Raw genomic sequence first — 13892 nt, 5'->3', positions numbered from 1 at the left:
CGCCCCTCACCCCTTGACGACGTACAGACGCGTCGGGTCGATGTAGTTGAGGGTGTCGCTGTACCGCGCGCCGCCGATCCGGGAGCCGTGCAGCTGGATCTGCCTGGTGTAGGAGATCGGGGCCGCCGGGTTGATCTCCTCCACGATGTACCGGTGGAGCCTGCTCCACTCCTTCGTCGCCTTCACGGGGTCGGTGATCGCGCCGATCCGCCGGATCTCGGAGTTCACGTGCTCGTCGTCGACGTGGGAGTAGTTGGAGGCGCCGTCCTGGATCTGGGTGCCGTCGAAGAGGGGCGGGATGACGGTGGAGGCGGACGGCCAGTCCTGGGCCCAGCTGGTCATGTAGATGTCGTAGCCGTTGTCGACCTTGCGCAGCTGCGAGTACCAGGTGCCGGCGTCGAGCTCCTTGCGCTGCACGTCGAACCCGGCCTTCTCCAGGGCGTCGGCGACCACGACGGACTGCCGCTGCCGGATCTCGTCGTTGGAGTAGGCGTAGACGAGCCGCATGCCCTCCTTGCCGGCCTGCTTCAGCAGCTTCCTGGCCCGCTGCGGGTCTCCGTCGGGCTCGGCCAGCTTGCCGTAGGGGTCGAAGTCCTTCTCGTGGCCGGGGACGGTCGGGGCGAGCAGGCCGCCGGCGACCTCGCCGGCGTACGCGCCGCCGTTGAGGGTGAGGATCCGCCTGTTCGGCAGGGCGTGGGTGATCGCGTCGCGGACCCGCTTGTCCTTGATGCGGTCCATGTTCATGTTCATCTGCCACACGTAGGGCTGGTAGCCCTGCACCAGCCGCTCGCGGGCGTCCGGGTCGCCCAGCGCCTTGCGCGTCTGCAGCGGGTCGACGCCGTTGGTGAAGCTCAGCGCGGTCTCGGCCTCCCCGGTGTCGGCCAGCAGGCGCTTGGTGGAGTCCTCGTCGGAGTGGTTGAAGGTGATGTCGAAGCCGTCGACGTACTGGTGGCGGTACGGGTCGGTGTCCGCGTCCCAGTGCTTGTTCCTGACCAGCTCCATCGACCTGCCGGGCTTGAAGGAGGCGATCCGGTACGGGCCGGCGGACAGGGGCGCCGCGTCGTACTTCTCCCGGGTGTCCTTCGCCTTCGGCACGACGCCGTAGGCGGGCATGGCGAGCGCGAACGGGGCGTCCGGCTGCGGGGAGCGGAAGTGCAGGACGACGGTCTTCCCGTCCGGGGTCTCCAGGACGTCGTCCGGCAGGTGGTCCCCCTCGTAGGGGCCGTCGGGCAGGGCCTTGCGGTAGTCGGTGCCGTCGCCCGACAGCCACTGCTGGACGTAGCTGGGCCCGTCGGTGACGAACGGCGCGTACATCCGCTCGATCGTGTGGCGCACGTCCGCCGAGGTGATCGGCGTGCCGTCCTCGAATCGGATGCCGTCCTTGAGCGTGAACGTCCACGTCCGGCCGCCGTCGGACGGGGTTCCGGAGTCGGTGGCGAGGTCGCCGACCAGGACCTTCCGGCCCTTCTCGTCGGTGGTGTAGGTGGTCAGCTGGCGGGTGTAGAGGGAGGCGATCAGGCCCCCGTCGGCGGTGTAGATCTGCGCCGGGTCCAGGTGGTCGTAGTCGGCGTCCTGGTGGACCCGTACGGTGCCGCCCCCGCTCGCGCCGGGGACCTCCGGGGCCGGGCCGCGGGAGGCGGCCTCGTCGCCGAGCGGGACCGCCTTCTGCTGCACGGCGGCGTCCTTGCCGCCTGGCCCGGGCCCGGGGTCCGAGTCGGTGCCGGTGCAGGCGGTCAGGGCCAGTGAGCCCGCGGCCAGTGCGGCCAGGGCGGCCAGGGCCGTCCGGGTGGTGCGCGTCCTGCTGTCGTTCGCCATCTCGAACACCCCTGCCTGTGCGTCGTTGCCGGTCTGCGCCGTTCGGTGCGTACTGCTCGGTGCGGGCGGTGCGGGCGGTGCGGGCGGTGCGGGCGGTGCGGGCGGTGCGGTGAGCCGGGGCCGGGCCGGCCGGTGGACGGTCAGCGCCCGGTTCTCGGGTCGAAGGCGTCCCGGAGCGAGTCGCCGAGGAGGTTGAAGCAGACGACGAAGACGACCATCGCCGTGCCGGGGAAGAAGAGGTAGGCGGGGTCGTTCTCGTAGACCTCCCCCGCGGTGGCGAACATCCGCCCCCAGTCCGGGGTCGGCTCCACCAGGCCCACCCCGAGGTAGGACAGGCCCGCCTGCGCGGTCACCACGCCGGGCAGCATGTAGGTGAACTGCACCAGGACCGGAGTCACCAGGTTCGGCAGCAGCTCCTTGCGGACGATCCGCCACGGGGAGGCGCCGGAGACCTTGGCGGCCTCGACGAACTCCCTCTCGCGCAGGGCCAGCACCTGGCCGCGCAGCAGGCGCCCCAGCCCCGTCCAGCCGAGGAACCACAGCACCAGCACCAGTGCCGTGACGCGGATCCAGGTCGGCGTCTCCTCCCGCGGGTCGACGAAGAGCGCGACCACCACGGGCATGAAGGCCACGAAGAACAGCTGGCTGGGGAAGCCGAGCAGGAAGTCCATCAGCCGGCCGAGCCAGTAGTCGGTCCTCCCGCCCAGGTAGCCGGCGGTCACCCCGACCGCGATCGCGGTCAGCGTGGTGGCCACGGTCACCGCGAGGGCGATCAGCAGCGAGGTGCGGATGCCGTAGACCAGCTGCATGAACACGTCGCGGCCCAGGCCCGGCTCGAGGCCGAACCAGTGCTCGCCGCTGACGCCGCCCAGCGGGCCGGCCGGGAAGCCGAAGGGGTCGAGGAGCCCGGGCTGCTCCTGGCCGTACAGGGTGTACGGGTCCTTGCCGTACAGCCACGAGATCACGGGGGCGAGCAGGCCGACGGCGAAGAAGAGGACCACCACGCAGGCGGAGACCACCCCGGTGCGGTCGCGCCGGAAGCGGCGCCGCATCAGCCGGCCGGGGGACCGCCCGGTCACCGGGCCGGGCGGGGGCGGGGGCGAGGGGGCGGGCGGAAGGGGAGACGGGACGGACGCGGCGGCTTCGGTCGGACTCGACATGCGTTCCTGCTCCCTGCGCGGCGGACTGCGCGGGCGCCGGTGGGCGCTGCGGGTAGACCGGAACTCTGGCGATCGGGTCGACGCGCGTCAAGAGGGCCTCGGGCGGGCACACCGCCGCGGGGCGGACGGGGGTGAGGCCGGGAGGTCCCGCGCCCCGCCCCCGTCGGCCCCGTCCGCCCCGCCCGCCCCGTACGGGACCGCCCCGGCCCCGGGCGGGTCGCCGGGGCGGGCGGTCAGTCCCGCGGCATGCCCAGCGACCGCTTGAGGAAGTCCACCTGGAACAGCAGCAGGTTCTCCGCGACCTGCTCCTGCGGCGTCATGTGGGTCACCCCGGACAGCGGCAGCACCTCGTGCGGGCGGCCCGCCGCGAGCAGCGCGGAGGACAGCCGCAGGCTGTGCGCCACCACCACGTTGTCGTCCGCCAGCCCGTGGACGATCATCAGGGGCCGGTGCATTTCCGCCGCCCCGGACAGGCCCTCGTCGGTCACCAGGGAGTTGCGCGCGTACACCTCGGGCCGCTCCTGCGGCATCCCCAGGTACCGCTCGGTGTAGTGGGTGTCGTACAGCCGCCAGTCGGTCACCGGCGCGCCCGCGACGCCCGCGTGGAAGACGTCGGGGCGCCGCAGCACCGCCAGCGCGGCCAGGTAGCCGCCGTAGGACCAGCCGCGGATCGCCACCCGGCCCAGGTCCAGCGGGTGGTCCCCGGCCAGCGCGTGCAGCGCGTCCACCTGGTCCTCCAGCGTCACCGCGGCCAGGTCGCCGGCGATCGCCTTCTCCCACGCCGGGCCGTGCCCCGGCGTGCCGCGGCCGTCGGCGACCACCACGGCGAAGCCCTGGTCGGCGAACCACTGGGAGGTCAGGTACGCGTTCTGCGCGGCGAGGACCCGCCGGGCGTGCGGCCCGCCGTAGGGGTCCATCAGGACCGGCAGCGGGCCGTCCTGCTCGCGGTAGCCGGCGGGCAGCAGCACGGCCGCCGGGATCCGGCGGGGGCCGGCGGTCAGCAGGCGCGGCCGCGCCGTCAGCACCGGGCGCGCCGCGTGCGAGGCGATCTGCGCGACCTGCCTCCCGCCGCGCAGGACCCGCACCAGCGCGCCGCTGCGCTCCGGGGAGGACGAGGACAGCACGGTGACGTCGCCGGAGCGCACCGCGGAGTGCACCCCGGGGCCGTCGGAGACCCGCTCGGCGCCGTAGCCGTCGACCCGGTAGACGTGGACCTGGCCGGTCTCGTCGTCCGGTCCCTCCGGGCCGGCCGAGGCGGACACCAGCACGTCCTCCTCGCCGACGTCCAGCACGGCCTGCACGTGCAGTTGCGCGCCCGTCCGCGGGCGGTCGCCGACCACCAGCGACCGGACCCCGGCCTTGTCCTCGATCCGCACCAGGCGGCCGTCGGGGGTCCAGGCGGGCACCCCGGGGAACAGCTCCAGCCAGTCGGGGTCCTCCTCGGCGTGCAGGGGGGTGGTGCGCCCGGTGTCCGGGTCGGCGGCCAGCACCATCTGGCTGCGCTGGTCGCGCGACTGCACCTGCAGCACCGGCGGGCCGCCCGCGGACCAGTGCACCCGGGCCAGGTAGGGGTGGCTGGCGCGGTCCCACTCCACCTCGGTGCGGGAGCCGTCCAGGCCGAGCACGAACAGGCGCACCTCGGCGTTGGGCGTGCCCGCCGCCGGATAGGCGACCTCGGCCGGCTCCCGCCCCGGTTCGGCCGGGTCGGCGATCCACCAGCGCCGCACGGGGGAGTCGTCGGCCCGGGCGGCCAGCAGCCGGTCGCTGCGCGGGGACCACCAGTACCCGCGGCTGCGCTGCATCTCCTCCGCGGCGACGAACTCCGCCAGGCCCCAGGTGACGCCCTCCGCCTCCGGCTCGGCCAGCGCGCGGTCGCCGTCGCCGTCCGCGCCCACCACCCGCAGCGCACCGTCCGCCACGTAGGCGACGTGCCGCCCGTCGGGGGAGGGGCGCGGGTCCAGGACGGGACCGGGGACGTCCAGTTCGCGCGCGGTACCGGCCCGCAGTTCGGCGGTGAACAGCCGCCCGGACAGGGGGAACGCGGCCAGCTCCACGGCCGCGTCCACGGCGTAGCCGACGATGCCCGCGCCGCCCTCGCGGCTGCGCTCGCGCCGGGCCCGCTCCTCCTCGGACAGCTCCTCCTCGGCACCGCCCAGGAGGACGGCCGGGTCGGCGGCGATCCGCTCCCCGCCGCTGTCGGTGTCCAGCACCCACAGGGCGCCGGCCCGGTCGGTGCCCGAGGAGGAGCGCAGGAAGAGTGTGCGGGCGCCGTCGGGGGAGACGGTGAAGGAGCGCGGGGCGCCGAGGGTGAAGCGCTGGGTGCGGGCGTACTGACGGGGGAAGCTGAGCTGCTCGGTCATGATCCCGAGCCTATGACGGCCGTATGTGCCAAGGGGACTGTTCAGCATTCGGACACGGGGCGGCGACGTGCGCCCCCGCGTGCTTCCGTGCACCTCGCCGTGCGGCCTGTGCGAACTGACGGACCGTTATGATCCACTGGCGGAGCGGGGTATGACCCCCCATGCCCTGACTCGAACGCACGTCCTGGAGGTGAGCCGTCGTGGCGCTCTCGATCTCGATGGTGCTGCTGCTGCTGATCATCGTCGTCCTGCTGGTCCGGCGGTCCGGTCTCAAGGCGGGGCACGCGGTGGTCTGCGTCCTGCTCGGCTTCTACCTCTCCAGTTCGTCGATAGCTCCGACGATCAGGGAGCTGACGACGAACCTGTCCAACATGATCGGAAGCTTCAACTTCTGACCGGTTTCCGGACGATTTCCGACCGGCTTCCGGCCGGGCCCGACCCGACGCGACTGCGGCCGCCACCGCGTCCGTCGGCTCGTAGGCTTGGCGCATGACCGGACAGCTCCCCTCCCGGCGCCTGCTGCTCGTCCACGCGCACCCGGACGACGAGTCGATCAACAACGGCGCCACCATGGCCAGGTACGCGGCCGAAGGCGCCCACGTCACCCTGGTGACGTGCACCCTCGGAGAGGAGGGCGAGGTCGTCCCGCCCGGCCTCGCCCACCTGGCCGCCGACCGCGACGACACCCTCGGCCGGCACCGGGCCGGCGAACTCGCCGCCGCCATGCAGGCGCTGGGCGTCACCGACCACCGCTTCCTGGGCGGCCCGGGCCGCTACCGCGACTCCGGGATGATGGGCGTGCCGACCAACGACCGCCCGGACTGCTTCTGGCGGGCGGACCTGGACGAGGCGGCCTCCCACCTGGTCGCGGTGGTCCGCGAGGTGCGGCCGCAGGTGCTGGTCACCTACGACGAGAACGGGGGCTACGGCCACCCGGACCACATCCAGGCGCACCGCGTGGCCGTGCGCGGCGCCGAACTCGCCGCCGACCCGGCCTTCCGCCCCGACCTCGGGGCCCCGCACACCATCGCCAAGGTCTACTGGAACTGCATCCCCCGCTCCGCGGCCGAGGAGGGCTTCGCACGGCTCCGCGAGGCCGGCCGCGAGGCCCCCTTCCCCGGCATCGCCCGGGTGGAAGACCTCCCCGGCGTGGTGCCCGACGAGGAGGTGACCGCCTCGATCGGCGGCGGCCCCTACGCGCGGCTCAAGGCGGACGCCATGCGGGCCCACGTCACCCAGATCGCCGTCGACGGCCCCTTCTTCGCGCTGTCCAACGACCTCGGCCAGCCGCTGTTCGGCACCGAGTGCTACCGGCTGGCCCGGGGGACGGCAGGAGCACCGCTGCCGGAGACCGACCTCTTCGCCGGACTGGGGGCGTGACCGCCGTGGAGGGCCGGGGACAGGACGCGTCCGGGCCGGGCAGGACCGGGCGCGCCGTCGCCTACGTGGTCCTGGCGGTGCTCGGGGCGGCCACCGGAGTGGCCGGAGGGCTGGTGCAGGCGGCCCTGCCGCCGTTCGGGCTGCTGCTCGCCCTGGCGGGAAGCGCCGCCCTCTTCCACGGGGGAGCCCGCTTCACGGGCACCCGGGCGGGCGCCGCCGTGCCCGCGGGCGCCTGGCTGGCCGCCGTGATCTGGCTGTCCACCCCGCGCGCCGAGGGCGACTTCGCGTTCGCGGCCGGAATCGGCCCCTACGCCTTCCTGCTCGTCGGCGTACTGATCGGAGTGATGTGCGCCACTCTCCCGCCGCCGGGCGGCGCGGGGGCACACGGTGCCCGATCTGTCCGCTGAGGCGTGCTACCTCCGCATCCGTTGCCCCGCCGGGCGGTGTGTGACCGGGGATCAAAAGCCGCACAGGGGAATCAAAGGGCCGTTTCGGGAGCTGGGCGAAGTCCTGGCATCGGCCAGTATGGTGGTGCGCGCAGCCCGGCCGGGGGTGCTCACGCGCGGGTGCGCATCGCCCCGCGGGAACGCCGGGCCGCGACCGCGACCGGCGAGCCGCCTGCAGATCGCCGAACGGGCGTCAGATGCGAACCGGGAGAACCAGTTTTGAGCCGTCAAGACGACAACGCGTCCTCCAAGCCCCAGGGCAGCGGGGGAGGCGCCGCGTACCCGTCGGGCACCCAGCCCTACGGGAACCGCGAATACCCGTCGCTGCACCCGCAGGGGGCGGCGGGCGGGACGGAGCCCGAGGCGGGCGCAGCGGACCCGGCCACGCCGGAGACACCCAGGACCGAGACGACGCTGACCACGCGCGTGCGGATCAACATCCCCGGCTCCCGGCCCATCCCGCCGGTCGTCGTCCGCCAGTCGGTCGGCGAGGGCACCGAGCCCGGTGAGGGCGCAGGGGGAGCCGGGGGCGACGGGGCCGCCGCCGCGCAGGCCGCGGGAGGGAAGACACCCGGGAGGACGCCCGGGGGGAGCGGGGCCCCGACGGCCTCCGCCTCCGCCACTCCTCCGGGAGGATCGATACTGCCTCCGGGCTGGTCCTCGGGACCGTCCGCCCCGGGCCCGGTCACGGGCGCCGGCGCGCCCGGGCCGGCCCCGGCCGCGCCGGGCGACCGCGGCGGGCAGGGAGCGCCCTCCGGCGAGGAGCGGCGCCCGGGGGCCAGGCCGGAGCCGAAGACCGACTGGTTCGCGCCGCGCAAGCCGGCCGCCCCCGCGGGGCCCGGTCCCGCCGCGGGCCCCGGTCCCGCTGCGGGCCCCGGTCCTGCCGCGGGTCCCGGTCAGGCCCCCGCGGGCCCCGCCCCGGCCGCTTCCCGCGCGCCCTCCCCGGCGGAGGAGGCCGACAGCACCCAGCGGATTCCCACCGTGCCCTCCTCGCCGCGCGGCGGCACGCAGGGCGGCGGCACGCAGGGCGGTGCTCCGCGCAGCGCCTACGGCAACGGCCCCGCGGGCCCCCAGGCGGGCCCCGGGGCCCCGGGCGGCGCCACGCCGTTCGAGCGCGTCGGGCCGCTCCAGGGACAGGGCCCCGGCCCGGGACAGGGCCCCGGCCCGGAGCGGGGATCCGGGTCGGACGTCTTCCCCGGGCCGCGGCAGCGGCCCGCCGGCCCCACCACAGGACCCGTTCCCGGCGCCATGGGGCCGCAGTCCCACGCCGGCCCCGGGCCCTCCGCGGGCCGCGGCCCCGGGTCGCCCAGCGACACCCTGGTCAACGGCATCCCCGCGGTCCCGCCGCCCGGACCCGTCATGGGCGGGCCCGACCGCCCGGCTCCCCACGCGCCGGAGGAGGAGCCGTCCGGCAAGGGCCGTTCCAAGCTGCTGCTGGTGGCCGCCGCCGTCCTCGGCCTGGTCGGCATCGCCTACGGCACCGGGCTCCTCCTGGACCACGCGGACGTACCCAAGGGCACCACCGTGCTCGGGGTGGACATCGGCGGCATGGACAGGCGCGAGGCCGTCAAGACGCTCGACGCCGCCCTCGGCAAGCGCACCAGCGCCCCGCTGACGGTGCAGATCGGTTCGGAGAAGAGCGAGCTCAAGCCCGAGGTCGCCGGTCTCGGCATCGACACCGAGGCCACGGTGGACCAGGTCGCCCGCAGCGACTACAACCCGGTCTCGGTCATCGGCTCCCTCCTCGGGAGGACCCGCGTCGAGAACCCCGTGGTCGACGTGGACGAGGAGAAGCTCCGCGTCGAGCTGGAGACGATCTCCACGCGCTCGGGCGGCTCCGCCTCCGCCGACGGCATGGTCAAGTTCACCGGGGGCAAGGCCGTCGCCGTCCCCGGCAAGGAGCACATGGCGCTCGACATCGACGACGCCATCGGCAAGGTGGGCGAGGCGTACGTCGAGCGCAGCGAGACCGGCAAGGACGTGCCGCTCATGCTCAGCCGCACCCCCCAGCCGCCCAAGGTCGACCAGGCCGAGCTGAAGCGGGCGGTCGACGGGTTCGGGCGGACGGCCATGTCGGGCCTGGTCACCCTCAAGACCGCCGACGGCACGCAGATCCTCTTCAGCCCGAAGACGCTCGGCACGTTCCTGAGCATGCGGCCGGACGCGAACGGCAAGCTCCAGCCGGTCATCGACCTGAAGACGTTCGCCGCGACCTACGGCAGCACCTTCGACGGCGTCCTGCTGGAGCGCGGCACGGGCGAGAAGACGGCGGTCACCCCGCAGGACGCGGCCGGCGCGCTGCTGCCCGCACTGCGCGAGACCGACCCCGCCAAGCGGGTCGGGATCATCGGCGCCGGGCAGTAACCCCCGTCCCGCCGGCTGCGCCCGCAGCCGGCGGGAAGACCCCGGTGGCCCCGGTGCGACGAGCGCACCGGGGCCACCGGGGTCTTCCGGTCTTCCGGGGTCCTCCCGCGGGCTGCGGAGCGAGCGGTCGGGCCCGGCGGCCGGGAGCCGGTCGGCCGAGGGGCCGGACCCGCCGGCAGTGCCACCGCGTCACGTCATCGACGTCAGCCGTACATCGCCACGCGGTACAGGGTCGCGAGCGCGTCGTCGACGGGATGGGGCTGCGGCTTGCCGGAGGAGTCGATCCTGTTCCACCTCTGCAGGTTCACCGCGACGGACACCTGCCGCTTGCCGTCGGCGCGGGTCATGGCCAGCGCCCCACCGCCCCAGACCGTGCCGCCATGGCCCCAGAAGGCGCCCTGACCGGGACCGTCCATCGGGTGCAGGCCGAGGCCGTAGTCGATCGTTCTTCCCTCCTGGGAGACGACCGGGACGGTGAGCTGCATCTGCGCCAGCGACGACGGACCGACGATCTCCCCGGCCAGCAGCATGCCGAAGAAGCGGTTGAGGTCCGTGACGGTCGATATCAGCGAGGCCGCCGGACCCACCCACGACATGTCGTAGACGCTGTAGTCGCGCGGCGGATCGATCATGCCGAACCACGCCTCGTAGAGCTGTGAGTGCGGCCCGTCGACGTACGGTCCGGAGGGGAGTTCGGTGTCCCGGAGCCCGGCCCGCTCGATGACGTTCCGGGTGATGCACTGCTCGGCCGTGGTGCCGGTCACCTGTTCCAGGAGTTCGCCGAGGAGCAGGTAGTTGGTGTTGGAGTACACCCCCGGAGTACCGCCCGGGGTGCCGACGGCAGGTGCGGTGACCCCCATCCCGATCAGTTCGGCGGGGTCGAACCGCGTGAACCGGTGGTCGTCCAGGCTCTGGGGCCCGGTGTCCGCGAGGGCGGGGAACGCCTTGAGGGAGGGGTAGGCGTACGGGAGGTACTCGGCGAGGCCGCTGGTGTGGTTGAGCAGCATCCGGACCGTGATCGCGGCACCGCGTTCTCCGGGAACCAGCTTCGGAAGGTACCGGCCGATCGGTGTGTCGAGACCGATTCGACCGCTCTCGACCTGCTGCAGGACCGCGGCTGCCGTGAAGGTCTTGGTGATGCTGCCGACGCGGTGCCGCATGCCGGCGGTGACGGGGCGGCCGGTGGCGACGTCGGCGACCCCGGCGGCGCCGCGCCAGACCTGGTCGCCGTCCCGCACCTCGGCGAACAGGCCCGGCATTCCGGCGCGGTGGACGTTCTCGACGGCTGCGTTCAGTGCCGCGCAATCCAGTGGGCGCTTCACGTCATGCGTCCTTTCGTGTTCCCCGGGGTGGGCTCCGCATCGGTCGCCCGGCCCCGGCCCCGGCAACAAGGCACGAGTGGCATGCCGGCCCGCCCGGCATGCTTGTGCACTCATTATGCGCGCAGTGCGTGCAACGCCAAGTGCATAGGTTAGGCTGGGCTCCGGCGAGAGGGGCGAGATGGCAGGCCGAAAGCGTTGGTCGACCGAAGAGATCCTGGACGCGGCGGCGGAACTGCTGCGCACGAGCGACGCGGATTCGTTCAGTGTGCGCAAGCTGGCCGCGGCCCTCGGGACCGATTCCTCCAGCCTCTACCGGCACTTCCGCAGCAAGACCGAACTGCTGCGCGCGGTCGCCGACCGGATCCTCCTGGCCGCGATGGACGGCTACCGCCCCGAGGGCGACTGGAAGCAGCGCATCACGTCCCTGGCCCTGCACGTGAGAGAGGCCTTCGGACGGCAGCCCCAGCTCGCCACGGTCTGGGGACGCCACGCGTCGAGCGGCACCGGTTCCCGGCTGGTCATGGAAGAGATGCTGCAGGCCCTGCGTGCATCGGGGCTGTCCGACGAGGAGATCCCGGCGCGCTACCACCGGATCGCGGTCCTCGTCGCCGCGTTGATCGCCTCCGAGGCCGGGCTCGGCACCGTCACCCCCGGGGAGTACGAACAGGGCATGGAGCTGTTCCGGGTGGCGGTTCTGGGCGCCGACCCCGAACGCTTCCCGGCCCTGGCCCACTTCGCCCGCGACATCCGTCCCCTCGGGGTGGACCGCCGCGCCGCGTTCGAAGAGATCCTCGCCGCCCAGCTCGCCCACATCGAGGCCGCGATCTCCCCGGGCTAGCCGACGGGCCCGGGAGTGTCGGCGAACGACGGCGAACTCGAGCGGTCGGCGCATCACCGCTGCCCGGAAGGTCGGCGCGGACCTCTGCCGGCGTACGCGCGGCCGGGGTCAGTTGAGCATGGCGCGAGCCGCGCGGGCCTGGCGCCGCACGGTCTCGGCGGCCGACGGCTCCATCGCCGCGACGAGTTCCGCGTACTCGGTGAGCGCCCGGGCCCCGGCGACGAACTCGCCGCGCTGCACCAGCAGCTGCGCCCGCTCGTAGCGCAGCCGCGCCGGGTGGCGCGGCAGGAGCAGCGACAGGTCCACCGCCCACAGGTGGACGTCCGACCTCTCCGGCCGTGCGGCCGCCCACGCGCGGACGTTGTTCAGCACCCGCAGCACGATCTCCAGCGGTTCGGCCGGCGCCAGCATCGCCGCGGAGGGCTCCGCGGCGCCGGTCGCCCCCGCGACCAGCAGGCGGACGTCCTCGTCGGTCATCACCCGGCCCCCGTCGAACGGGTCCGCCAGGACGTGCTCCCCGGCCGGGTCCCCCACGCCCACGACGAAGTGCCCCGGCAGCGCCACCCCGTACACCGGTGCGCCGACCCGGCGGCCCACCTCCAGCCACACCACCGACAGCAGGATGGGCAGCCCCCGCCGGCGGCGCAGCACCTCGGGCAGCAGCGAGGACTCCAGGCGACGGTAGTCGCCCGGGGTACCGTGCAGGCCCGCCCTCGCGCCCAGGGCCCCGGCCAGCGCCTCGGCCCAGCGCCGCGGGGTGCCCGGCGCGGCGGGCGGCTCCACCAGCCCGCACAGCCGGTCCAGCTCGGCGCGGGCGGCCGCGTCGCCGCCGTCGCCGTCCGGCCCGGGGTCGGCCTCGGCCGCCATCAGCAGGCACAGCAGCGTGGTGTCGGGGGACTCCTCGCGCGCCGCCCGTGCGAACCGCTCCCTGTTGGTCTCGTCCATCTCCCTGCCCCGCCTCGCCTCGCCCTGTCCTGCCCTCGCCCTGTCCCGGTCCTGTCCCCGTCCCCGTCCCCGTCCCCGTCCCCGTCCCCGTCCCCGTCCCCGTCCCGAGGTCCGTCCGCCGCCTACCGCCCGGACCGGGGAGCCCGCCGGTAGTGGTAGGCGTGGTGCTCGGTCAGGCCCAGCCGGTCGTAGAGCGCGGCCGCCGCCCGGTTGTCCCGCTCGACCTGCAGGTAGGCGGCGTCCGCGCCCTCGGACAGCGCCCGGCGGGCCAGGGCGGCCGTCACCGCGGTGGCCAGCCCCCGGCGCCGCTGCCCGGGGTCGACCTCCAGCGCGGCGAAGCCCGCCCAGCGGCCGTCGACCACGCACCGCCCGACGGCGTCGGGGACGCCCTCCTCACCGCCTTCCCCGTCCACGGCGGCGAACCACACCGACGGCCCGCCGGTCAGCACGGCCCGCGCGTTGTCGTCGAGCCCCCCGGCCCACCGGTAGCGGGCAGCCCAGGCCGCGTCCGGGTCGCGGGAGAGCCGGACGCGGCCCACCGCCTCGTCGTCGGCGGCCTCCGCGAGCGCCGCGAGCGTCCCGGTGCGCAGTACCGCGTGCCCCTCGGGCGTCCAGCCGCGCCGGTCCAGCTCCGCGGCGAGTTCCTCGTCGCCCGCCGCGTCGCCGGTGGTCACCTGGACGACCGCGTCCAGGCCGCGGGCCCCGTACCAGTCGCGGACCCGCTCCAGGGCGGCGTCGAGCGGCATCCCGGGGTCGCCGAGCGGCAGCACCGAGTTGGCGCGCCGGGTGAACCCCTTCCCGCTCCGGGTCCCGGCGCGGGGGTCCCCCGCCGCGCAGCGCAGGACCCACCCGCCCAGCGCCTCGCTCTCCCGCGGCGGCCAGCCGCGCGACGCGACCAGGGCCAGCTGCCGGGCGTCCGCCCGCGGCCCCCGGCGCCGGGCCGGGGCGGCAGGCACCGGCTTCGCCGCCACCAGGGACGCCTCCGCGACGCGGACCTCCTGCCCGTCCCGCCGGACGACGGCCAGCACCCCGTTGTTCCACGATGCGAGAAGCCCGACCACGTCCCCGAACACCGGGCGGCCGTCGACCACCTCCAGCACGCGCCGCAGCGAAACCCGTTTCCCCACGTCAGAGGGGGTTATGCGCACCTCGGCCCGGCCTCCTGCAGCGATTTTCCCCGTCATGGGCGCCCCTCCTGTTCGTGCGGTGCGTAGGAACCGCGATACTAGATGCGGGCATCGACGACGCCGCGCTCCCGCGCG

The 13892-nt window shown here is 74.8% G+C and carries 11 protein-coding genes; 5 read left to right on the top strand and 6 right to left on the bottom strand.

Annotated elements, in window-relative coordinates:
- Window positions 1-6: 6 nt before the first annotated feature.
- The 3 genes from GQS52_RS09040 to GQS52_RS09030 form a co-directional block, all read right to left on the bottom strand.
- On the bottom strand, window positions 7-1815 hold the full coding sequence (locus tag GQS52_RS09040) for an ABC transporter substrate-binding protein (RefSeq protein ID WP_182312898.1): 1809 nt from the start codon (window positions 1813-1815) through the stop codon (window positions 7-9).
- Window positions 1816-1955: 140 nt separating this feature from the next.
- Window positions 1956-2975: an ABC transporter permease gene (locus GQS52_RS09035; RefSeq protein ID WP_259370667.1), complete on the bottom strand. Its 1020-nt coding sequence runs from the start codon at window positions 2973-2975 to the stop codon at window positions 1956-1958.
- Window positions 2976-3208: 233 nt separating this feature from the next.
- Entirely contained in the window at window positions 3209-5338 is a 2130-nt protein-coding gene (locus GQS52_RS09030; protein WP_182316317.1) for a prolyl oligopeptidase family serine peptidase, read from the bottom strand.
- Between the two features lie 197 nt (window positions 5339-5535).
- Here GQS52_RS09030 and GQS52_RS09025 point away from each other — a divergent pair, with 197 nt between their 5' ends.
- The 4 genes from GQS52_RS09025 to GQS52_RS09010 all read left to right on the top strand — a co-directional run bounded on the left by GQS52_RS09025 (window position 5536) and on the right by GQS52_RS09010 (window position 9525).
- Window positions 5536-5730: a hypothetical protein gene (locus tag GQS52_RS09025; protein WP_182312897.1), complete on the top strand. Its 195-nt coding sequence runs from the start codon at window positions 5536-5538 to the stop codon at window positions 5728-5730.
- A gap of 94 nt (window positions 5731-5824) precedes the next feature.
- Window positions 5825-6715, top strand: a complete 891-nt coding sequence (gene mshB, locus GQS52_RS09020; protein WP_182312896.1) for an N-acetyl-1-D-myo-inositol-2-amino-2-deoxy-alpha-D-glucopyranoside deacetylase — start codon at window positions 5825-5827, stop codon at window positions 6713-6715.
- Window positions 6716-6720: 5 nt separating this feature from the next.
- Window positions 6721-7122: a DUF6113 family protein gene (locus GQS52_RS09015; RefSeq protein ID WP_182316316.1), complete on the top strand. Its 402-nt coding sequence runs from the start codon at window positions 6721-6723 to the stop codon at window positions 7120-7122.
- A 258-nt stretch (window positions 7123-7380) separates the two neighbouring features.
- Window positions 7381-9525 carry a hypothetical protein gene (locus tag GQS52_RS09010; RefSeq protein WP_182312895.1) on the top strand — a complete coding sequence of 715 codons (2145 nt, stop codon included), beginning with the start codon at window positions 7381-7383 and terminating at the stop codon, window positions 9523-9525.
- Window positions 9526-9728: 203 nt separating this feature from the next.
- Here GQS52_RS09010 and GQS52_RS09005 read toward each other — a convergent pair whose 3' ends face one another.
- Window positions 9729-10847, bottom strand: a complete 1119-nt coding sequence (locus GQS52_RS09005) for a serine hydrolase domain-containing protein (RefSeq protein WP_182312894.1) — start codon at window positions 10845-10847, stop codon at window positions 9729-9731.
- A 178-nt stretch (window positions 10848-11025) separates the two neighbouring features.
- On the opposite strand from GQS52_RS09005, the gene GQS52_RS09000 reads away from it, so the two are divergent.
- Window positions 11026-11685 carry a TetR/AcrR family transcriptional regulator gene (locus tag GQS52_RS09000; protein WP_182312893.1) on the top strand — a complete coding sequence of 220 codons (660 nt, stop codon included), beginning with the start codon at window positions 11026-11028 and terminating at the stop codon, window positions 11683-11685.
- Between the two features lie 108 nt (window positions 11686-11793).
- Here the strand turns inward: GQS52_RS09000 and GQS52_RS08995 are convergent, their stop codons facing one another.
- Both GQS52_RS08995 and GQS52_RS08990 read right to left on the bottom strand, forming a co-directional pair.
- Window positions 11794-12630, bottom strand: a complete 837-nt coding sequence (locus GQS52_RS08995) for a transglutaminase-like domain-containing protein (RefSeq protein ID WP_182312892.1) — start codon at window positions 12628-12630, stop codon at window positions 11794-11796.
- 122 nt (window positions 12631-12752) lie between these two features.
- Window positions 12753-13814 carry a GNAT family N-acetyltransferase gene (locus GQS52_RS08990; protein WP_182312891.1) on the bottom strand — a complete coding sequence of 354 codons (1062 nt, stop codon included), beginning with the start codon at window positions 13812-13814 and terminating at the stop codon, window positions 12753-12755.
- Window positions 13815-13892 lie beyond the last annotated feature (78 nt).

Origin of the sequence: Streptomyces sp. SCUT-3 (assembly GCF_014083985.1) — a bacterium.
Classification (GTDB): domain Bacteria; phylum Actinomycetota; class Actinomycetes; order Streptomycetales; family Streptomycetaceae; genus Streptomyces_H; species Streptomyces_H thermolineatus.
The sequence above is the reverse complement of the archived record's forward strand: the minus strand, read 5'-3'. Positions and strand labels throughout refer to the sequence as shown.

Excerpts from the sequence above, each read along its gene's own strand:
- GQS52_RS09040 (WP_182312898.1), bottom strand. The coding sequence starts at position 1,815 with ATGGCGAACGACAGCAGGACGCGCACCACCCGGACGGCCCTGGCCGCC.
- GQS52_RS09035 (WP_259370667.1), bottom strand. The coding sequence starts at position 2,975 with ATGTCGAGTCCGACCGAAGCCGCCGCGTCCGTCCCGTCTCCCCTTCCG.
- mshB (WP_182312896.1), top strand. The coding sequence starts at position 5,825 with ATGACCGGACAGCTCCCCTCCCGGCGCCTGCTGCTCGTCCACGCGCAC.
- GQS52_RS09000 (WP_182312893.1), top strand. The coding sequence starts at position 11,026 with ATGGCAGGCCGAAAGCGTTGGTCGACCGAAGAGATCCTGGACGCGGCG.
- GQS52_RS08995 (WP_182312892.1), bottom strand. The coding sequence starts at position 12,630 with ATGGACGAGACCAACAGGGAGCGGTTCGCACGGGCGGCGCGCGAGGAG.
- GQS52_RS08990 (WP_182312891.1), bottom strand. The coding sequence starts at position 13,814 with ATGACGGGGAAAATCGCTGCAGGAGGCCGGGCCGAGGTGCGCATAACC.